Origin of the sequence: Micromonospora sp. NBC_00617, from assembly GCF_045161355.1 — a bacterium.
Classification (GTDB): Bacteria; Actinomycetota; Actinomycetes; order Mycobacteriales; family Micromonosporaceae; genus Micromonospora.
In genome coordinates this window covers 2,725,692-2,745,669 of record NZ_CP107751.1, presented here as the reverse complement: position 1 = coordinate 2,745,669, position 19,978 = coordinate 2,725,692, and the positions used below count along the sequence as shown (strand labels likewise).

At 70.7% G+C, this 19,978-nt stretch carries 17 protein-coding genes; 7 read left to right on the top strand and 10 right to left on the bottom strand.

Annotated elements, in window-relative coordinates; translation table 11 throughout:
* Window position 1 precedes the first annotated feature (1 nt).
* Window positions 2-1,069 carry a LacI family DNA-binding transcriptional regulator gene (locus OG505_RS12650; protein WP_405433377.1) on the bottom strand — a complete coding sequence of 356 codons (1,068 nt, stop codon included), beginning with the start codon at window positions 1,067-1,069 and terminating at the stop codon, window positions 2-4.
* A 371-nt stretch (window positions 1,070-1,440) separates the two neighbouring features.
* Here OG505_RS12650 and OG505_RS12645 point away from each other — a divergent pair, with 371 nt between their 5' ends.
* Genes OG505_RS12645 through OG505_RS12630 form a run of 4 tightly spaced genes read left to right on the top strand, consistent with a single transcriptional unit; the run spans window position 1,441 to window position 5,743 of the window.
* Complete coding sequence (locus OG505_RS12645) at window positions 1,441-2,796, top strand: ABC transporter substrate-binding protein (protein ID WP_405433376.1); 1,356 nt, start codon at window positions 1,441-1,443, stop codon at window positions 2,794-2,796.
* Entirely contained in the window at window positions 2,793-3,764 is a 972-nt protein-coding gene (locus OG505_RS12640) for a carbohydrate ABC transporter permease (RefSeq protein ID WP_405433375.1), read from the top strand. Before OG505_RS12645 ends, OG505_RS12640 begins: the two co-directional genes overlap by 4 nt.
* Complete coding sequence (locus OG505_RS12635) at window positions 3,761-4,585, top strand: carbohydrate ABC transporter permease (protein ID WP_405433373.1); 825 nt, start codon at window positions 3,761-3,763, stop codon at window positions 4,583-4,585. The genes OG505_RS12640 and OG505_RS12635 overlap by 4 nt, the downstream gene beginning before the upstream one ends.
* Window positions 4,586-4,588: 3 nt before the next feature.
* Window positions 4,589-5,743, top strand: coding sequence for a serine hydrolase domain-containing protein (locus OG505_RS12630; protein ID WP_405433371.1), 1,155 nt, complete (start codon window positions 4,589-4,591; stop codon window positions 5,741-5,743).
* Between the two features lie 248 nt (window positions 5,744-5,991).
* Here OG505_RS12630 and OG505_RS12625 read toward each other — a convergent pair whose 3' ends face one another.
* Window positions 5,992-7,320, bottom strand: a complete 1,329-nt coding sequence (locus OG505_RS12625) for a hypothetical protein (protein ID WP_405433370.1) — start codon at window positions 7,318-7,320, stop codon at window positions 5,992-5,994.
* 238 nt (window positions 7,321-7,558) lie between these two features.
* Window positions 7,559-8,959, bottom strand: a complete 1,401-nt coding sequence (locus tag OG505_RS12620; RefSeq protein WP_405433368.1) for an endo-1,4-beta-xylanase — start codon at window positions 8,957-8,959, stop codon at window positions 7,559-7,561.
* Window positions 8,960-9,692: 733 nt separating this feature from the next.
* Here OG505_RS12620 and OG505_RS12615 point away from each other — a divergent pair.
* From OG505_RS12615 to OG505_RS12605, 3 genes are read left to right on the top strand one after another with little or no spacing between them, the layout of a single operon-like run.
* Window positions 9,693-10,700, top strand: coding sequence for an ABC transporter permease (locus OG505_RS12615; protein ID WP_405433367.1), 1,008 nt, complete (start codon window positions 9,693-9,695; stop codon window positions 10,698-10,700).
* Between the two features lie 40 nt (window positions 10,701-10,740).
* A complete protein-coding gene (locus tag OG505_RS12610; protein WP_405433366.1) occupies window positions 10,741-11,793 on the top strand; it encodes an ABC transporter substrate-binding protein in 1,053 nt (350 codons plus the stop codon).
* Window positions 11,793-12,608 carry an ATP-binding cassette domain-containing protein gene (locus OG505_RS12605; protein ID WP_405433364.1) on the top strand — a complete coding sequence of 272 codons (816 nt, stop codon included), beginning with the start codon at window positions 11,793-11,795 and terminating at the stop codon, window positions 12,606-12,608. The genes OG505_RS12610 and OG505_RS12605 overlap by 1 nt, the downstream gene beginning before the upstream one ends.
* A 73-nt stretch (window positions 12,609-12,681) precedes the next feature.
* On the opposite strand, the gene OG505_RS12600 is transcribed toward OG505_RS12605, so the two are convergent.
* The 7 genes from OG505_RS12600 to OG505_RS12570 all read right to left on the bottom strand — a co-directional run bounded on the left by OG505_RS12600 (window position 12,682) and on the right by OG505_RS12570 (window position 19,965).
* Window positions 12,682-13,404: a FadR/GntR family transcriptional regulator gene (locus tag OG505_RS12600; RefSeq protein WP_234583961.1), complete on the bottom strand. Its 723-nt coding sequence runs from the start codon at window positions 13,402-13,404 to the stop codon at window positions 12,682-12,684.
* 8 nt (window positions 13,405-13,412) lie between these two features.
* Window positions 13,413-14,807, bottom strand: coding sequence for an L-fuconate dehydratase (locus OG505_RS12595; RefSeq protein WP_405433363.1), 1,395 nt, complete (start codon window positions 14,805-14,807; stop codon window positions 13,413-13,415).
* A 523-nt stretch (window positions 14,808-15,330) separates the two neighbouring features.
* Window positions 15,331-15,684 (bottom strand): TraR/DksA family transcriptional regulator, encoded by a 354-nt coding sequence (locus tag OG505_RS12590; RefSeq protein ID WP_405433362.1) that lies wholly within the window; start codon window positions 15,682-15,684, stop codon window positions 15,331-15,333.
* 38 nt (window positions 15,685-15,722) lie between these two features.
* A complete protein-coding gene (locus OG505_RS12585; protein WP_405433360.1) occupies window positions 15,723-16,928 on the bottom strand; it encodes a ferritin-like domain-containing protein in 1,206 nt (401 codons plus the stop codon).
* Entirely contained in the window at window positions 16,925-17,770 is an 846-nt protein-coding gene (locus OG505_RS12580) for a phosphate/phosphite/phosphonate ABC transporter substrate-binding protein (protein ID WP_405433359.1), read from the bottom strand. The genes OG505_RS12585 and OG505_RS12580 overlap by 4 nt, the downstream gene beginning before the upstream one ends.
* Window positions 17,770-18,939 carry an acyl-CoA dehydrogenase family protein gene (locus OG505_RS12575; protein WP_405433357.1) on the bottom strand — a complete coding sequence of 390 codons (1,170 nt, stop codon included), beginning with the start codon at window positions 18,937-18,939 and terminating at the stop codon, window positions 17,770-17,772. Before OG505_RS12575 ends, OG505_RS12580 begins: the two co-directional genes overlap by 1 nt.
* A 78-nt stretch (window positions 18,940-19,017) precedes the next feature.
* Window positions 19,018-19,965, bottom strand: coding sequence for an ion transporter (locus OG505_RS12570; RefSeq protein ID WP_405433355.1), 948 nt, complete (start codon window positions 19,963-19,965; stop codon window positions 19,018-19,020).
* Window positions 19,966-19,978 lie beyond the last annotated feature (13 nt).

The following is a 19,978-nucleotide window of genomic DNA, read 5'->3' as shown; positions in this document are numbered from 1 at the left end:
TTTAGCTGACGAGGACGTCGACCCCGCCCATCTCTAGCCCAGGTCCGCCGGCGGGGGGCGCGAGGGACTGGCGTCGGCGCAGCGGCATCGCGACGAGTGACGGCTCGGCGGCGCCGCCGTCGAGGAGCAGCTCAACCGCGCGCCGCCCCATCTGCTCGTGGGGCAGCGCCGTGGTGGCCAGGCTGGGGCGCAGCCAGGCGGCGATCGGGTCGTCGTCGAACGAGATCACCGAGATGTCGTCCGGGACGCTCAGGCCCACTTCGCCGAGCGCCTGGTAGGCGCCGAAGGCCAGCCGGTCGTTCATGCAGATGAGCGCGCTGGGTCGCGTCGGCCTGCTCAGGAGCCCGCGCATGGCGGCGTAGCCGTGCTCGGGCAACCACTCGGTGCAGAAGCACTCCGCGAGGAGGCTGACGCGCGCCTCGCCCAGCGCCTGCCGGATGCCGCGCAGGCGGGCCCGGGCGGCGAGGGAGACCTCCGGGTCGCCCTCCTTGAGCCGGTTGCGGCCGATCAGCGCGATCGCGTCGCGGTGGCCGTGCTCCAACAGGGCGGTGGCGACGGAACGGCCGGCCCGGTCGTCGTCGGGAAGGACGCAGGGCAGGCCGTCGGCGCTGGTGGCGTTGAGCAGCACCACCGGGCCGCCGAGAATGGCCGGGGGCACCGTCAGTCGCCGGGTGGCCATGGCGGCGTAGATCACGCCGTCGACCTGTCGGTCGAGCATGGCCTCGATGGCGTACTGCTCGAACGTGGCGTCACCCTGCGTCTCGGTGATGAGCAGCACGTGGTCACGCTCGCGGGCCGCGTCGAGCGCGCCGCGGATGAGGCCGCCGGCGAAGCGGGTGGTGGCGACGATGTCGGAGACGAACGCGATGGTTCCGGTCTTGCGGGTACGCAGGCTGCGCGCCGCGAGGTTGGGCCGGTAGCCCAGCTCCTCGGCGGCGGCGAACACGCGCTGGTGTGCCTCGGCCGAGAGCCGCGTGCCCTCCCTGCCGTTGAGCACCATCGACGCGGCGGTCTTGGACAGCCCGGCTCGCCGCGCGACGTCGGCCAGGGTTGCTCTGTTGCGGCCCATCAGTCCTCCGAATCAGGCGCGGTGCCACGGGCCCCGCTCCTGCCCATCATGATGCGTCAGCGCGCGGAGTCTGGCCCCGGTCGGGTCGGGCGTCGTGTGACGTCGATGTTTCCGGACCGTTGTCAGGTTGTCCTTGACAGCCTCCCCTGTCACGCGCATGCTCTGCTAAATCAGTTTAGCGGCTACCTTTGGCGTGTCTGGTGACGTCGTCGGCCGCCGTGCTGAGAACCAAAGGTGGCCGAACGTCTGCCGCGGCCGGGCGATCCGCCACGACGTACCTGTCAGGGCGGATCGCCCGGCCGCGGTGGTCCGGTGGAGCCGTCGCGCGGCCCTGGGTCGCGGGACGCGCGGAAAAAACTAGGAGTCATAAAATGGCAGAATTGCTGGCGAAAATCCCACGACGCAGAGCGGTCGTCCTCGCGCCGCTGCTGGTGATCGGGCTCGCCGCGACGGCGTGCAGCGCTCCGGGAACCGACCGGTCGTCGACCGCCGGGCCCGACGCCGCCGTCAAGACCGACCTGGGCACCGCGCCGATCAAGCTGGAGATGTACGCGGAGACCGGCTTCCCGCTGGCCAAGGCGCTCGCCGACGAGTTCACCAAGCAGCACCCGAACGTCACGTTCGCCATCCGCGAGGACCAGTTCACGGTGATCGTGGAGAACGCGCCGCGCGTCATGGCCTCGGACAACGCGCCCGACATCATCCGGCTCCCCACCATGGTCGACCTGGTGAAGGACGACCTGCTCAAGAACCTCGACCCGTACGTCAGCGCGTACGGCTGGGACAAGTTCCCGGCCTCGCAGCTCATGCAGCTGCGCGTCAGCGACAACACCCGGGGCACCGGCTCGCTCTACGGCATGGGGCTCGGCTACAGCGTCACCGGCGTCTTCTACAACAAGAAGCTGGCCAGCCAGGTCGGCATGACCCAGCCGCCGGCCACCGTCGCCGAGTTCGAACAGCTGCTGGCGAAGGCGAAGACCAGCGGCGTCCAGCCGATCATGCAGTTCAACAAGAACACCGCGGGCATCAACTTCCCGCACCAGGCGCTGCAGAACCAGTTCGGCGACCCGGCCCAGGTCGCCGACTGGATCTTCCAGAAGCCGGGGGCCACCTTTGACACCCCGGCCGCGTTGAAGGCCACCCAGAGCATCCAGAAGTGGGCCCAGGCCGGCTACTTCCCGAAGGACGCCAACGCCCTGGACTACGCGAGCATGGTGGGGCAGTTCCAGAAGGGCAACGGCCTGTTCATGTTCAACGGCGACTGGGAATCGGCCAACCTCGACAAGGCGATGCCCGGCAATGTGGGCTTCTTCCTGTTCCCCGCCGAGACCGCCGGTGGCAAGCACGTCGCGATGTCCGCCCCCAACACCTTCGGCGTCTCCGCGAAGGCCAAGAACCCGGACGCCGCCGCGTACTTCCTGAACTGGGTCCACACCAACGCCAAGGCGCGGGAGATCGCCGTGACGGTCGGCGGTTCCAGCCCGGGCGGCCCGAGCGACCTCCCGGTGCCGACCGCCGCCCCGAACACGGTGCTGGCCGAGACCCTCAAGGCGGCGCAGCAGCTCGGGGCCGAGAACGGCGCGGTGGACTTCACCGCCAACGCGACCGGCGGCATCTTCGCCGCCGCGATCACGCCGGAGATGCAGAAGCTGGTCGCCGGCCAGCAGACGCCCGAGGGATACGTGAAGGCGGTCCAGGCCGAGTACGCGAAGGAACTGTCCCGATGACGTCTGCCCTCGGCAGCGCACCAACCGGGCGGGACGACCAGGTGTCGTCCGCGGGTCGTCCCGCCCGTTCCACGTCCACGCGGGCCCACCGACGCCGGTGGGCCCGCGCGGCCGGGACCGGCTGGTTGTACGTCCTGCCCGCCCTGCTGATGTATGCGGTCTTCGTCCTGCGCCCTCTCGCCCTGACCGTCCAGTACTCGTTCTACGACTGGAACGGGATCGGCGTCGCCCGCTGGGCGGGCCTGGACAACTACGTCACGGTGTTCACCGACAGCGACCTGCTGAAGATCATCTCCAACGCGATCATCCTGATCGTCTTCTTCAGCCTCATCCCGGTCGCGCTCGGGCTGCTGGTGGCGAGCATGGTCCGCCGGATCACCACCGGCGCGTTCGGGACCGTCGTCCGGACGATCCTGTTCCTGCCACAGGTCATCCCACTCGTCGCGGCCGGCATCGCGTGGAGTTGGCTGCTCTCGACCAACGGGCTGGTCAATCAGGTGTTGCGCGCGCTCGGACTGGGTGGCCTCGCCCGCGCGTGGCTCGGCGACTTCGACACGGCGCTGCCCGCCGTCGGGGTGATCGGCGCCTGGGTCCTGCTCGGTCTCTGCACCATCCTGCTGGTCACCGGCATGAGCAAGATTGATCCGGCGCTCTACGAGGCCGCCCGGCTGGACGGCGCGGGCCCGGTCCGTGAGTTCCTCGCGGTGACCCTGCCCAGCCTGCGCCAGGAGATCGGGGTCTGCCTCACCGTCACGATCATCGCCGCTCTGGCGAGCTTCGACATCGTCTACATCTCCACCAGCGGAGGCCCGGGTCTGCAGACCACCGTTCCCGGTCTGGAGATCTACCGCCTCGCCTTCTCGCAGCGTCAGGTCGGACTGGCCTCGGCGCTCGCCGTCGTGCTCATGCTGCTGGTGCTGGCGTGCGTGCTGCCGATCCAGCGCCTGACCCGCAAGGAGAAGCCGTGAACCTGAGCCGACGTGAGCAGGTGACCGGGCGGGTCTTCCTGATCGCCCTGATCCTCGTCACCCTGCTGCCGTTCGTGAGCATGCTCTCGGCCGCCCTGCAACCGCGCGGCACCGTGCCCGACGGGCTGGCCTGGCCGTCCGACCCGCAGTGGGGAAACTTCGCCGACGCGTTCACCGCCGCCAACATGGGCGCGCTGCTGCGCTCCAGCCTGCTCATCGTGGCCGGCGTCGTACCGGTGTCGGTGCTCATCGCCACCATGGCCGGCTTCGGGCTGGGCCAACTGCGGGTGCCCGGCGGTCGGTTCGTCTTCGGCCTGCTGCTGCTCGGCCTCACCCTGCCGTTCGAGGCAGTGGTCACCCCGCTCTACTACCAGATGCAGGACCTCGGGCTGCTCAACACCCGGTGGGCCATCATCCTGCCGCTGATCGGCCTCTACATGCCGTTCGCGGTGTTCTGGATGCGTGCCCACTTCACCAACGTGCCGGTCGAGCTGTCCGAGGCCGCCCGGGTGGACGGCAGCAGCACCTGGCAGCTGTTCTGGCGGGTCCAGGTGCCGCTGGCCCGCCCGGCCATCGCGTCGCTGACGATCCTGATGTTCCTGTGGACGTGGAACCAGTTCCTGCTCGCGATCGTCCTCGTCGACGACGCCACCAAACGCACGATGGCCGGGGCGCTCGGCGCGTTCCAGGGCCAGTGGGGCACCGACCTGGTGCTGCTGTGCGCTGGTTCGCTGCTGATCCTCACCCCTACCCTCATCGTCTTCCTGATCTTCCAGCGACAGTTCATCAAGGCCCTGATCCAGGGCTCACTGAAGGGATAGGCAGTGGCCACGCAGCCGCAGATCCACGGCGATGTCGACGAACGCTACGGGCGCGTCGCCGACACGTTCCGCGACAACTTCACCTCCCGGGGCGAGGTCGGCGCCGCGGTCACCCTCTACGTGCGGGGCCGCAAGGTCGTCGACCTGTACGGCGGACTGGCCGACGCCCGCACCGGACGGGCCTGGACGGCGCACACGCCGGCCGTCGTCTTCTCCTGCACCAAGGGGATCCTGGCGATCTGCGCGTACCTGCTGGTGCAGCAGGGGCGGCTGGACCTCGACGCGCCCGTGACGCGCTACTGGCCGGAGTTCGGCCAGCACGGCAAGGCGGACATCCCCGTACGATCGCTGCTCACGCACCAGGCCGGTCTGCCGGCCCTGGACCGACCCCTGACCCTCGACGAGGTGCTCGCCTGGGATCCGGTCATCGCGGCGATCGAGGCGCAGACGCCGCTGTGGCAGCCGGGCACCGCGCACAGCTACCACTCGATGACCTACGGGTGGCTCGTCGGCGAGGTCATCCACCGGGTCACCGGTCAGCTGCCGGGCGTGTACTTCCAGGACACCCTCGCCCGGCCGCTGGGACTGCGGACCTGGCTCGGCCTCCCCGCCAGCGAGCGCGACACCGTCGCCTGGGATCTGGCGCCACCGCCGGACGCCGATCCCTTCGTCGACCCGGTGGCCGAACAGGGCATCACCATGGGTGGCGCGTTCGCCTTCCCCGCCGACGCTGACGGCTTGGTCAGCTTCAACGACCCCGCCATCCAGGCCACCGGCGTCCCGGGCGCGGGCGCGGTGAGCACCGCGGACGGCCTGGCGCGGCTCTACGCGGCCTGCGTGTCCGACCTCGGGGGTGGCCCCCTGCTCACCGGGGCGTCGGTGGACGACGCGGTGGTCGTCCGCTCCCAGGGTCAGCAGCGACACGGCCCGCCCGACACCGGCCAGCGCTGGGGCAGCGGCTTCCTGCTGCACTCTCCGCCGGCGCGGCCGCTGCTGGGGGAGCGCAGCTTCGGCCACGACGGCGCCGGCGGAAACCTCGCCTTCGCCGACGCGCACCACGAGGTGGGCTTCGGCTACGTGGTCAACCAGATGTACGGCGCGGGCGACGAGCGCGCCAACCGGCTCACCGCTGCCGTCCGCTCCTGCCTCGACGTCTGAGCCGGCAGGCCGCGGTGTGAGTCGGCGCCGCAGGGGGTAGGCAGGACGTCGATGGCAGCCACGTCGCCAGGGTGGTCCAGCGGGCTCGGGTGTGAGCGTGGGGCGCTGCGGTCGCCGCCGCCCGGACGGCGGCGGCGAGGCTCCGCAGCCGTTCGGCGGGTAGGTGGTGGCGCAGTTGGGGGACTCGCAGCGTGCTCCCCGGCGGCGGGTCGCCGGCCGGGGAGCACGCACTCCGTGCGCCGCGGCTATCAGCCGCCCGCCGTGGCCGGCTTGCTCTGGCCGAGCAGCCAGCGCAGGATGCCGCTGTCGGAGTAGGTCGGACCGAACGCCGCGTGGTAGTCCGGCAACGAGAACGCCGCGTCGGCGTACTCGGTGTAGCGCACCAGCGCTTCCGCCTGCTCCGGGCTCTTGCCCCGGGCCACGTACGCCTGTCGCAGCAGCGCCGAGGAGTTCCGCGCGCCCGTGACGTTGAGCAGGTGGTCGTGCTCGCCGTGAGTGACCCACAGCGGCACCTCGGCTGTGGCGATGGCGGTCGCCTGCGGGGCGCTGACCGGGAACCCGCCGGTCACCAGACCGCCGGCGAACAGGTCCGGCCGCTTGGCGAACGCCTCCCACAGCAGTTGGGAGCCGTACGACACCGTGGTCGCGTACACCCGGCGGGTGTCCACGGCGAAGTCGCGGACGAACGTGTCGAGCAGCTTGACCAGCAGGTCGGCCTCGGCGGCCCCACCCACCCGCTGGTGCTGGGGCGCCAGGACGATCACGTCCTCGGTGCTGCCCGTCCAGCTTGGTTGCAGCCACGCGGTCGCCGGGATGTCGGCGGCGAGCTGGACGCCGAGGTTGTCGCCGTCCCAGCCCATGCCGTGACCGGGCAGGACGACCATCAGCGGGTACCGGCGGCCGGGCTGGTAGTTCCTCGGCAGGTGGTAGTGGTACGGCAGCACCATTCCGCCGCTGAGGAAGGAGCCGTAGGTGAACTCGTCGACCAGTTGGTTGACCGGCTTCTCGGTGACCGGACGGGATTCGCGCGGCGTCGCCGGGGCGAGCACCGGCCCCTTGCCGGCCCCGCGACCGGGCTGGCCGTGCACGTCACGGCGCTGCACCACCCGGGTCGGCAGCTCGGGGTTGACCTTCACGGTGCACAGGAACGTCGGGCACTTGGAGACGATGACCGTCCAACCGCCCGGGTCGTCCGGGTCCAGCTCGACGATGACGTACCTGCCGGGGGCCGACCGGTGGTCGTCCCGGGTGGACGGCACGCCGTTGGTGTAGGTGTGCGTGACGGTCCGGTCGGCGAGCTTCGGCAGGTCCTCGATGGGGTTGAAGCGGAAGTTGTAGATCGTGTCGGCGACCGTGAAGGTGGAGTTGTCGAGGGTGCGGGGGTTGACCGTCGCGCCGTACTCGATCGCCACCGCGGAGACCTTCTGGCCGTACGTCTGGACGGTCGTGATCGGGGTGATGCTGCGGATGGCGTCCCCGCCACCCGGACCGCCGCTCGGGCTTCCGTACGCCGTGCCCGAGGCGGCGGTCAGGACGAGGGTGGCGAAGACCGGTAACAGCCCTCTGCGCAGTCTCATGTGACTCCTTCCCGGCGGCGCACCCGTCCGCAGGCGCCGTGCCGTCGACAGGAAAGACCGGAGCGGGCCGCCGCTAAACTGATTTAGCGGAGCATGGTGCCGTCCTGGACGGGTGTCAATACCGGCTGGACGACGACGTCGACATGATCGACGGCCGAAACGGACGGCACCCCCGGGGCGCGCGGCACGTCCGCGACGCCCCGGGGGTGCCGGGGTGGTGAGCTACAGAGGGGACGGATCAGCTCGCGGTGCAGGTGGGGGTGCCGGACGGGCTGGCACCGGTGCCCTGGAAACCGAACTCGGTGCTGGCGCCCGCGCCGACCTGGCCGTTGTAGTCGACGTTGCGGAAGTCCACCGCGCCCGACGAGCCGCTGGCCTGCGCGCTCCAGGTGTTGGTGACGGCGGTGCCCGAGGGCAGCGTGATCCGGACCGTCCAACCCCGCAGCGCCGTCGAACCGGCGGTGACCTTGACGGTGGCGACGAAGCCGCCGTTCCAGGAGTTCAGCGACACCGAGGCCGAGCATCCGTCACCGGTCGGCGGCGGCGTCGTGGGCGGCGGGGTCGTGGGCGGCGGAGTGGTCGGCGGCGGGGTGGTCGGGGTGGGGGTTCCGCCGGAGTTCAGAGCGTTGAGGACGGAGGTGTACGCCGCCTTCTTGTTGCCCGAGCGGTCGAACAGCAGCGGATTGTCGTTGCCGCGCCAGGAGTCGCTGTCCCGGACACCCCACACGGTGATGCCCGTGCAGCGGGGGATGGCCAGGCATGCCCGCGTCACCTGGGCGTAGGCGTTGGCCTGGTTGGAGCCCTGGGTGATGTCCAGCTCGGTGATCTGCACGTCGACGCCGAGGTCGGCGAAGCGCTGGAGGTTGGCCTGGTAGTCACCGGGCACCGAGGTGCCCAGGTGGGACTGGAAGCCGACGCAGTCGATCGGCACGCCGCGGGACTTGAAGTCGCGCACCATGTTGTAGATGCCGGTGGACTTCGCGTTGATGCCGTCGGTGTTGTAGTCGTTGTAGCAGAGCTTGGCGCCCGGGTCGGCGGCGCGGGCGGCGCGGAAGGCCGCCTCGATCCAGTCGTTGCCGGTGCGCTGCAGGTTCGAGTCCCGTCGCCCGCCGCTGCCGCCGTCGGCGAAGGCCTCGTTCACCACGTCCCAGGCGTAGATCTTGCCCCGGTAGTGGGTGGCGACCTGGGTGACGTGGTTGATCGCGGCGTTGCGCAGCGCGGTGCCGGACATGCCCTGCGCCCAACCCGGCTGCTGCTGGTACCACAGCAGCGTGTGGCCGCGGACGATCATGCCGTGCGACTGGGCGTGGGCGACGATCTGGTCCCCGCCGCCGTAGCTGAACCGACCCTGCTGCGGCTCGGTGGCGTCCCACTTCATCTCGTTCTCGGGAGTGAGCTGGTTGAACTCCCGGTTCACGATGGTGGCGAACTGGCTGTCGGACAGCTTGAAGGCGGGTACCGCCGCGCCGAAGTAACGGCCCTTCTCGGCCGCCGAAGCGCCCAGAGTGGTGCCGGCGTTGGCGGCGGAGGTCACCGCCACCGTCGCGGCGACCGCCGCGAGGGTGGCCGCGAGTGGCATCAGCACCCGACGGCCCCGGAACCGGGGTCGCGGTGCGCGTTCGTCGGGGATCTTGTCCATGGTCCTGCCTTTCGAGGTGGTGGCGGCCGGAGTCGAGGGTCGCTGCCAGACCGGCGGCGGGCTGCCCGTGGGAACCGCTCGGAGCGGAGGTGGACGGGCCCGGGGACGGTGCGACAGGTCGCCAACGGCGATGCCTGCGGGCGGACGTCATGACGGAGCGACCGAGTGCGGACGCGGGAACACGGCGTACGCCGGACAGGTGGGGCTCGGACAGGTCACCGACCGTCGACCGGGTCGCGGGACCCGATGCCCTTCGAGGTGTCGGTACTTCCGAGCGGGAGGGACGTGCCCTCGACTCCTTGGCGGAACATAGCATGTTATCGATAACATGCTCAAGGTGAGCGGTGGCCGGGCAGCGAGCCTCTGCGGCGATGACGCCCGCGCGGCGGGCGCCGGACGTTACCGCTAACAGCGGCCTGATGAGACGGCGGGTCGATGGTGGACGAAAGGCGTTCGCCGCAGCCCTTTGCGGGCAACGCTTTTTTGGTCGGACGTATGGTGCGCGAAGCATGCATAACGATGCCACAACATGGCTGTAAGACCTTGGCAACATGAGAGTGACCATGGCAAGGTAACGCCTGATCGCAGGAAACATCCGATCTATCGCGCAGGCGCTACGGGGAGTGGCCCGTGTGTGACGTCCTGGGGAGGTCCGGTTGCTGAGGAATGCGTCGATCACCGGCGGGGACGCGTGTCGAGCCGGCGACACAGTGGACGAGAGCCGGGGCCGGCGATGAGTGCGGCCGAGGCGACCGCGGAGCCCCAGGGCGGCGCGCTCAACGACTGGTTGCGGGAGCGCGTCTCCCACGCGCTCTCCGAGTTCACGGCGGCCACCGCGCTCGTCGTCCTGTTCATCGCGTTGAGTTTCGCCAGTCCCTACTTCCTGACGGCCGACAACCTGTTCAACATCGGCGCGCAGACCGCGGTGATCGCCATCATCGCCACCGCCCAGACGATGGTCATCATCACCCGGGGCATCGACCTGTCGGTCGGCTCGGTCGCCGCGCTCGCCGGCGTGGCGGGAGCGATGGTCGTCCGTGACCTGGGTTTCCCGCTCCTGGCGGCGACGGCGGTCGCGATCGGCGTTGGTGCCCTGGCCGGGCTGCTCAACGGGCTCCTGGTGACCGTCGCCCGGATACCCCCGTTCATCGCGACGCTGGGGACGATGTCGGTCGGCCGGGGCCTGGTCTTCATCATGACCGGCGCGGTCGGCGTCTACGGTCTGCCCCGGTCGTTCCAGCTGCTCGGCAACGGCGAGATCATCGGTATCCCGTTCGCCGTGGTGATCACCGCGGTGGTCGCCGTCGGGGTCGCGTTTCTGCTCTCGCAGACCCGTTTCGGGCAGTACACCTACGCCATGGGGTCCAACCTGGAAGCCGCTCGTCGCTCGGGTATCGGGGTGGGCCGCCACCTGACGTACGTGTACGTCCTGGCGGGTGTGTTGGTCGGTCTGGGCGGCATGATCGCCGCCTCCCGGGTCAACTCCGGCCAGCCGAACTACGGCATCTCGTTGGAACTCGACGTCATCGCGGCCGCGGTCATCGGCGGCGCCAGCCTGTTCGGGGGGCAGGGCCGGATCGTCGGCACCATCATCGGCGCCTTCCTCATCGCCCTGGTCCGCAACGGCGCCGTCCTGCTCGACATCAGCATCCACTACCAGCAGGTGATCGTCGGCCTGATCATCTGGGCCGCCGTCTACTTCGACCAGTACCGCCGTCGGCGGCTGGAGTCACGGGGCTGACATGCCGTTCCCGGAGTTCGACAGAGGAAGGACGCACACCATGTCACACACCACCACCAGCCGACGGCCACGAGGGCGTCTCCTGCGCGCACAGGTCATCGTCGCCGTCGCCGCGGCGACCGCCCTGCTCAGCGCCTGCGGCGGAGTCGAGGTCCGCGACGGAGGTGACGGCGCGACCAAGGACGCGGCCGGGCCGCTGAAGCTCGCCGTCGTGCCGAAGGCGGTCGGGGCCGACTACTGGAACACGGTGAAGGCGGGCGCCGAGTGCGCCGCGCAGCGCGCCGGTGACGTCACGGTCCAGTGGGACGGGGTGACGACCGAGACGGACGTCGAGGGTCAGGTCAACCTGATCCAGAACTTCGTCACCAAGAAGGTCGACGGCATCGTCTACGCGGCCACCGACTCCCGCGCGTTGGCGCCGGCCACCGACCAGGCACTCGGCGCCGACATCCCGGTCGCGATGATCGACTCGGGGACCAGTCCGCAGCCGTCGAGCGTGCCGCTCTTCGCCACCGACAACAAGGCGTCGGCCGTCGAGGCGGCCAAGCTGCTCGCCACCGAACTGGGCCCCGGCAACCACGACGTGGCGCTGGTGGAGTTCCAACCCGGCTCGCAGACCAACACCGAGCGGGTCGACGGCTTCAAGGCCGGCCTCGCGCAGTTCCCCAACCTCAAGCTGGTCGGGCAGCAGCCCAGCCGCAGTGACGTCAACGAGGCGCGGCGGGTGACCGAGAACATCCTCACCGCGAACCCCAACCTCGCCGGCATCTTCGCGGCCAACGAGCCGAGCGTGCTCGGCGCCGCGCAGGCCATCAAGGCGGCCGGCAAGTCCGGCAAGGTGGTCATCATCGGTTGGGACGCCGCCCCCGACGAGATCGCCGGACTGCGCAGCGGCCAGATCTCGGCGCTGGTCGTGCAGAACCCGTTCAAGATGGGCTACTTCGGCGTCGACAAGATGGTCAAGCACCTTCGGGACAAGGCGCCGCTGGCGTCCGCGGACACCGGCGTCACGTTCGTCACCAAGAAGAACATCGACTCGGCGGAGATCAAGGCGGTGCTCGAGCCCAGCTGCGCCAACCCTCCGGTGCAGTGATGGACGCGGCCCCAACGACAAGCGTCGAGACCGACCAGCCGGCCGCCGACGAACCGCCGGTCCTCGAAGCCCGTGGCATCGTCAAGCGGTTCGGTCACGTCGAGGCGCTGCGCGGCGCGGACTTCACCGTCCACAAGGGCGAGGTCGTCGCCCTCATCGGCGACAACGGCGCCGGAAAGAGCACGTTGATCAAGACGCTGTCCGGTGTGCACCCTCCCGACGAGGGTGAGATCCGGGTGGGTGGCCGTCCCGTGCACTTCGCGACGCCGGTGGACGCCCGGCGCGCGGGGGTGGAGACCGTCTACCAGGATCTCGCGGTCGCCGACGATCTCAGCGTCGCGGCCAACCTCTACCTCGGGCGGGAGATCCTGCGCTCCGGGCCGCTCGGCCGGCTGGGGCTGCTCGACAAGCGCGCCATGCGGCAGGGGGCCGCCGCGGCCCTCGCCGAGCTGGGCGTGCGGATACCCCGGGTCACCACGCCGATCGCGATGTTGTCCGGTGGGCAGCGGCAGTGCGTGGCGGTGGCGCGGGCGATCATCTGGGCGACGAACGTGGTCATCCTCGACGAGCCGACCGCGGCGCTGGGCGTCGTGCAGACCGGGCGGGTGCTCGACGTCGTCCGCCGGGCCCGTGACGCTGGCATGTCCGTGGTGCTGGTCAGCCACAACATGCCGCAGGTGCTCGAGATCGCCGACCGGGTGGAGGTGCTGCGCCTGGGCCGACGGGCGGCCCGGCTGCGTGCCGACGAGGTCACCACCGACGACCTGGTCGCGGCGATGACCGGCAGCACCGGCGCGGAGCGGGACGAGCGGTGACGGCCCTCGCCCGCCCGTGACCGAGCGCGGGGGACCGGCCTCGGTCCCGTTGGCGCGCGGAGCGGGCGGGCGATCACTGCGCCTGCGCGTCGACGCCCGTCTCGCTCTCGTCGGGCAACCCCTGTAGCGACTCCTCCACACCGATCAGGTGGTTGGCCATCCGGGTGCGGGCCCGCTCCGGGTCGCGCGCCCGCAGGGCCTTCAGGATCGCCACGTGCTCATCGTGGGTACGCCGGTCCGCGCCCTCCTCGTGCAGGCTCCGCCAGAGCCGCCCGCGCAGGGTGCGCCCGGCGAACGCCTCGATCAGGCCGATGAGCACGGGGTTGTCGGCGTGCGCGGCGATGATCCGGTGGAAAGCGATGTCGATTTCCATGATCCGCTCGTGGTCCTGCGGCGACCGACCGGCGATCCGGGCCGCCTCGTCGAGCAGTTCCCCGGCCTGGGCGAGGGCCTCGTCGGTGATCCTGGTCGCCGCCAACCGGGCGGCCTCGCACTCCAGCAGGCGGCGGACGGTGTGGATGTGCCGCCCGTCGCCCTGGCCCTGGAAGTCGACGACGAAGCCCATCGGGGCGAGCAGCTGCGGCGCGTCGAGGTTGGTGACGTACGTGCCGTCGCCCTGGCGGATGTTGACGATGCCGAGGATCGACAGCGCCGACATCCCCTCGCGCAGCGATCCCCGTGAGACGCCGAGGGACTCGGCGAGATCCTTCTCGATGGGCAGTCGATCCCCGGGCTTGAACGTCCCTTCGAGGATCATCCGCTTGATGCCGTTCACCACTTCGTCGGTGCGGGACATGACACCTCCTAGCGGCCGGCGGGGGTGGCCGTCCCACCCGCGATCACGTACGGCTCCGGAGATGACACCGTAGCCGGGTCTGCCGTGGCCCAGTAGAGGCCGTCCGGGAACCGGTACCGCGCGATCGACTCTGGGTGCATCCGGGTGGAGTAGCCGGGTGTGTTGGGCAGCACGTAACCGCTGCCCCAGCCGGTGTCCCGGACGACGCACGGGTCGGTGAAGTGCTCGTGCAGGTGGTCGACGAACTCGGTCACACGGCCGGTGAGATCCCCCGAGATCGCGACGTAGTCGAGCACCGACACGTGTTGCACCATCTCACAGAGCCCGACACCGCCGGCGTGCGGGCACACCGGGACGTCGAACTTCGCGGCGAGCAGCAGCACGGCGACGATCTCGTTGACGCTGGCCAGCCGGCCGGTGTCCAGCTGGCAGAAGTCGATGGCCTCGGCCTGGAACAGCTGCTTGAACATCACCCGGTTGTGGCAGTGCTCGCCGGTGGCGACGCCGACGGGAGCGACGGCACGGCGTACGGCCGCGTGGCCCAGGATGTCGTCCGGGCTGGTCGGTTCCTCGATCCACAGTGGTGAGAACTGGGCGAGGGCCTTGACCCACTCGATGGCCTGGTCGACGTCCCACACCTGGTTGGCGTCGATCATCAGGTTGCGGTCCGGGCCGAGGATTTCCCGGGCGATTTGGCACCGCCGGATGTCGTCCTCAAGGTCGGCGCCGACCTTGAGCTTGACGTAGCCGTAGCCGGAGTCGACGGCCTCCTGGCACAGCCGGCGCAGCTTGTCGTCGCCGTAGCCGAGCCAGCCCGCCGAGGTGGTGTAGGCCGGGTAGCCGGTGCGCCCCAGCTCGGCCAGACGGTCGGCCTTCGTGCTCTGCTTGCCGCGCAGGATGGCCAGCGCCTCGTCGCGGGTCAGCGCGTCGGACAGGTAGCGCAGGTCCGCGATGTCGACGAGTTGCTCGGGGGACATGTCGGTGAGCAGCCGCCACAGCGGCTTGTCCGCGAGTCGCGCGGCAAGATCCCAGGCCGCGTTCAGCACGGCCGCCAACGACAGGTGGATGACGCCCTTCTCCGGCCCGAGCCAGCGCAGCTGGGAGTCGGAGGTGAGCAGGCGGTAGACGGCCCCCATGTCGGCGGCCATCGTCGTCACGTCCATGCCCACCAGGCGGTGGGCCTGGTGCACCGCCGCCGCGACGACGATGTCGTTGCCCCGGCCGATGGTGAAGGTGAGGCCGTGACCGGCCAGCGGCACGCCGGCGCTGTCGACGCCGTCGGTGTGCAGGATGACGTAGGCCGCCGAGTAGTCGCCGTCCTTGTTCATGGCGTCGGACCCGTCAGCGGTCAGCGAGGTGGGGAAGCGGACGTCCTCGACGGTGACGCCAGTGATCTGCGGCATGCGCTCCTCGCCCGACTAAGCTAAAGATCTGATGATCATTTGGAGTATACGGAGGCTCGATCGGGTGCGTCAACGACATCGATCGACCTGTGCCAATATAGATCCAATGTTTTATGCTCGTGGGTGGCCTTCGGTGACCGCGTCCGTTGCTCGCCCGCCGGGGCGTCCGCCCGGCCCGTCGGACGAACCGACGCGTCGAAGCCGCGACGGGTGTCGGGTGACACCGGCGCTGCTTGCCGACCCTCCCGCAGGGCGATCGACCTGCTCCACCGGGCTGCGGACCGGTTCGGCCGGCACCGTCCCGGCCGAAGCCGGGTGGTGCCGCGAACATCGGCGGGGCGCGATGAAGATTAGATGTTCACCGCGATGGCCGACGTCGGCTGTCCGAGGCCGCACCGGTGCGGTTGAGGCGATACATCACATCTATGTGAGACGCCGTGGCCAGGCCGGCGGCTGCTGCGCCAGCTGACGTCCCCGTGGCGGCGGCGTCCGCCGGCCCCCGGGCCCGCGGACGCCGTCACCGTCACCGTCGGCTGGCGCAGGCCACGCAGGTACGCGCCGACGGGCGGACGGCGAGCCGCTCGGCGGGAATCGGGCGCAGGCATCGTTCGCAGATGCCGTAGCTGCCGTCGTCGACGCGGTTCACCGCCTCGTCCAGCTCGGCCAGGCGTCGACGTGTCGCGTCCAGGACCGCGCTGAGCTGTGCCCGTTCGAACGCGATCGTGCTGCCCTCGGGGTCGTGCTCGTCGTCGGCGTTCGACGACCGGGACGCCTCGAACAGACTCCGCAGGTCGCCCTCCAGCGCGGCGGCCTCCGCGGCGGTCTCGTCGCGTCGCCGCAGGAGATCCGCCCGAAGAGCGCGGGATTCGGTGTCCATGGCGGTTCCACGCTACGCCTGGTGCCGTGCGCCGGGGTCTACATGAAGTTACGGGTGTGCAGGGCGGAGAGCGCGGCCGCCTCGTCCGGCCGGAAACCCAGCCGGACGAGGCGGCGCTGGCGGCCCTGGTCCATCGCCTGTTGCAGAGCACGCACGTGGTCGAAGCCGGCGGCCACGTCATCGGGGTCCCACCCGCCCGCCGCGAGCACCACCAGCGCGTCGAAGACGTCCGCGTTCAGGCCCGCGGTGTCGGCCAACGCGTCGTGACGACGGTGGATCGCGGCACGGAGGCGGTCCCGCAGCAGCGGGTCGACCGTCGCCTGGTGCTCCAGATGGGCCATGCCGAACACCACGTGCCGGCGCTCGTCCTGCATCGCCAACCAGCAGATCCGGCGGGTCACCGGATCGGGAGCGTGCCGCACCAGGAACCCCAGCAGGTCGACGAAGCTGCCCTCGCCGAGCACGGAGAGCAGGAACGACGCCAGAGCGAAATCAGACTCGGCGACGAGCGTGAAGAGCGACTGCCGGCCACCCGCCGAGGACGTGCCCAACTCCACCCCGCGCAGCAGCGCCCGCCGGCTGAAGACCTCCATGTGCCGGGCCTCGTCGGCCACCTGCACCGCGAGGAGCTGCATCACCTCCCGAAAGTGCGGGTGGATGCGACCGATGAACCGGGCCGGTACGACGAGAGCCGCCTGCTCGTTCTCGACCAGGTAGGTCATGATCTGCACCACCGCGGCCTCGACATCCGCCGGCAGCGCGAACGTGTCGTCCCACGGCACCGCCGTCTGCGGGTCCCACTGCCGTGCGGCGGCCTGCGCGTACAGCGCGGGGGCGATGTCAGCCCACACCAGATCGCGGTCGTCCAGGTCGAAGCGGGCCTCGGGCCCGCCGGCCTCCAGCAGCGCGCCACGGGCACCGAGGCCCCAGCGTGGCGGTGGACGACTGCTCAGCGCCGACGGCAGGGCAGGCCCGGCCCGCTCCGCGCCGAACCACCGGTCGTCGTCGGCGGCACCCCGGACGACGACCGCCACCAGGCGACTCCGGTCCGCCGGATCGGGCCATTCGACCCGGTGACCCCGGCTTCGGCACCACGCCGGCAGGTGCACGCCCAACGCCGCATCGGTGCCGGAGACCGCCACCCGGGCGCCGGGCGGCAACCCGGCCAGGGCGCGCTGCACCAACAGGTGCGCGCCACGGCCGAAGCCGAGGCCGCCGAGATCGATCTCGACGTCGGCGGTCACGGCCGATAGTCCGCGGCGGTCACCCGCCCGTCGGCGGCGTAGAACCCGCTGGCGTCGACCGCCTCGGCGAGGGCGTCATACCCCGTCGTACGGCCGTCCTGCCAGGCCGTCAGGCCCTCCAGGTCGAGCAGCGGGCGGACCTGCGGATCGGCGTACGACATGCCGCGCAGCAGGGTGCCGAAGAGCCGGACCCCGTCGGACGCCGGCTCGCGCACCGTCATGTTGCAGTGGTCGTACCGCCCGGTCTGCGCGACGATCCGGGTGCCCTCGGGTGGCAGCGTGCCCTCCTGCACGAACATCAGGTGGTTGGCGTCGATCATGCAGGCGGCGTCGACCTGCCCGGCCGCCAGGGCGCGGGCGGCGTCACGTTCGCCTCCGACGTGGTCACCGTGCAGCCCGACGCCGACGTCGAACCGGCGCACGTCGACCCGGACTCCGGCCGCGGCGAGATGGCCGAGCGGGATCAGCGTGGCCTGCGGACTGTCCACCGCGCCGGTGGCCACCACCCTCCCGGCGAGATCCTCGACCCGGTGCACCGGCGAGTCGGCGCGCACCACCACGACCGAGGTGAGGTCCCGGTCGGTGTCGCGCATCGTGAGCGCGCGCACGGAGCCGCCCTTGGCCGTCGCCAACCGGTCGGCCCGCAGCCACGCGAGCGGGGAGTTCCAGGCGGCGTCGATGCGGCCGGCGACAAGGTCCTCGACCTGTCGCTCGTAGTGCGAGTAGAGGACGAAGTCGAAATCCAAGCCGCGACCGCGCAACCAGCCGCGAAAGCCCTCCCAGATGGTGACGACCTTGGGGTCGTACGCGACCGCGCCCATCAGGACCGATGGCGCCGGCATCAGCGGTTGACCTCGTCGAGCAGTGGCAGGCCGGTGGCGACGCGGCCCACGAAGTCGTGCAGAGCGTCAGTGGTCGGTGCCATCACCCGGGCGGCCCGCGAGTCGCGGAATCGGCGCTCCAGGCCCAACTCCTTGCGAAAGGCGCTGCCACCGCAGAGTCGCATCGCGCCGTCAGTGACGTCCGCGACCGTCTCGCCCGCCAGGGCCTTGACCTGCAACACGCGCAGCGTCGCGTCGTCGCGGCCGGTCTCCACCGCGGTGAGGGTGTCACCGAGGAAGGCGCGCAGGGCGTCGGTGCGGATCTTCAACTGGGCGAAGTCGCGTCGGGCGACGGGCGCGTCGCGAAGCGCCGCGCCGGTGTGCGTGAGCGTGGTGCCGGTGAGGTGCCGGGCCGCCTCGGCGACCGCGCTGTCGGCGAGGCCGAGACAGAACGCCGAGTTGAGCACCAGGAACCAGGGGAGGACGGCGCCGAGCGCAGTGTCCAGGCCGGTGCCGTCGGTGCCCAGCATCGCGTCGGCGGGAACCACCACGCCTTCGGCCGTCATCGGCCGGGAGCCGTTGCCGCGAAGGCCCAGCCCGTCGAAGTCACCGGCGACGCGGAGCCCGGCGCTGTCGGCCGGAACAAGCCACAGCGTCATCGGCCCGGCCCCCGACGCCAGCGCGAGACTCGACCAGACGTAGCTGTCGGCCTCGTCCGCCGAGGTGACCCAACTCTTGCGGGCGTCGAGTCGCACCGCGTCGTCGCCGGACGCCGTCGCCGAGCCGGTGGGCGACCAGAAGTGGCTGCGGGAACCGAACTCGGAGAACGCCAACGTGGTCAGGTGACGGCCGGCGGCAATGGCCGTGCGAACCTCGTGCGGGCCGTGCGCCTCGATGACGGCGGTCGCCGCGTAGTGCATCAGAACCACCATCGCCGTGGACCCGCACTCGGCGGCCAGCCGTTCGATGACGTCGGCGACCGCGCGCATGCCCTGGCCGCCGCCACCGACCTCGGGCGAGGAGGCCAGGCCGAGCAGGCCCGCCGTGGCGAGGGCGTCGACGCCCTCGCGGGGAAAGATGCCGTCCCGGTCGACGGCCTCCGCCCGCGGGCGGACCACATCGTCGATCACGGTGCCGAGAGTGGTCAGGACGTCGGTGCGGGACTGGACATTGTCGACGCTGGCCGTCATGGAGATGCCCCTTCAGTCGGACCCTGGGCCGGGCATCGAGACTAGCCGATCATGGTGTCACTGAGTGCCGACGTCGGATCACCGATTGGAGCGGATGTCCTCCCGGTGCGGTCGGCCGTGCGCGTCGTCCCGGTCGATCCGCAACTCCCGTTCCAACTCGGCGATGACCGCCCGCAGGTCGTCCAGCCGCTGGGTGAGCGCGATGCGGTCCACCTCGTCGGGTACGCCGTCGCCGTCCTCGTCGTAGCCGGGGGCCAACCGCTCGGTCATCTCCAGACGGCGAGCCTCCTCCATCGAGTTGACGATGACCGCGATGAGGATGTTGAGCAGCAGGTTGACGGTGATCACCACATAGCTGACGTAGTACAGCAGCGTCCACGGCGAGATGGCCAGGCCCTGCTCGATGAGGTCCGGCAGTGTCTCCAACGAGAGCAGCACGAACAGTGTCAGCAGCGAGCGGCCGATGTCGCCGTACTCGTCCGGGTACCTGTCGCCGAAGATCAGCCAGCCGGCCATCCCGTACACGTAGAGCGTCACCACGGCCAGGGCGAGGAACCCGCCGACGCCGGGCAGGCTGCGCCACAGCGCGGACACGATGGTCCGCAGGCCCGGCGAGAACCGCACCAGCCGGACCATCCGGGCGACCCGCACCACGCGCAGCAGCGCCGAGTCGCCGTGCAGGCCCGGAACGAAGATGGCCGCGATCACGACCAGGTCGAAGACGTTCCAGCCGTACCGGAAGAAGTCCTGCGGACGTCGACCGTAGGCCGCCAGCCGGATGCCGATCTCGACGAAGAAGACCGCGCGGAAGAGCGCCTCCAGCCCGTGCATCGCCCGCGTCGCGGGGACCAGACCGTCGTACGTCTCCAGCCCGAGGACGATCCCGTTGGCGAGGATGACGACGACGATGCCGATCTCGAAGGGGCGGGACCGGGCGAGCCGTGCGCAGGCGTCGACCAGCGCGGGCCGGCTACGCCCGGGTGTGGACGGTGCGCGTCGCTGCGCGGGCGCGGGCGATCCGCTCATTCGGCGGCCGATC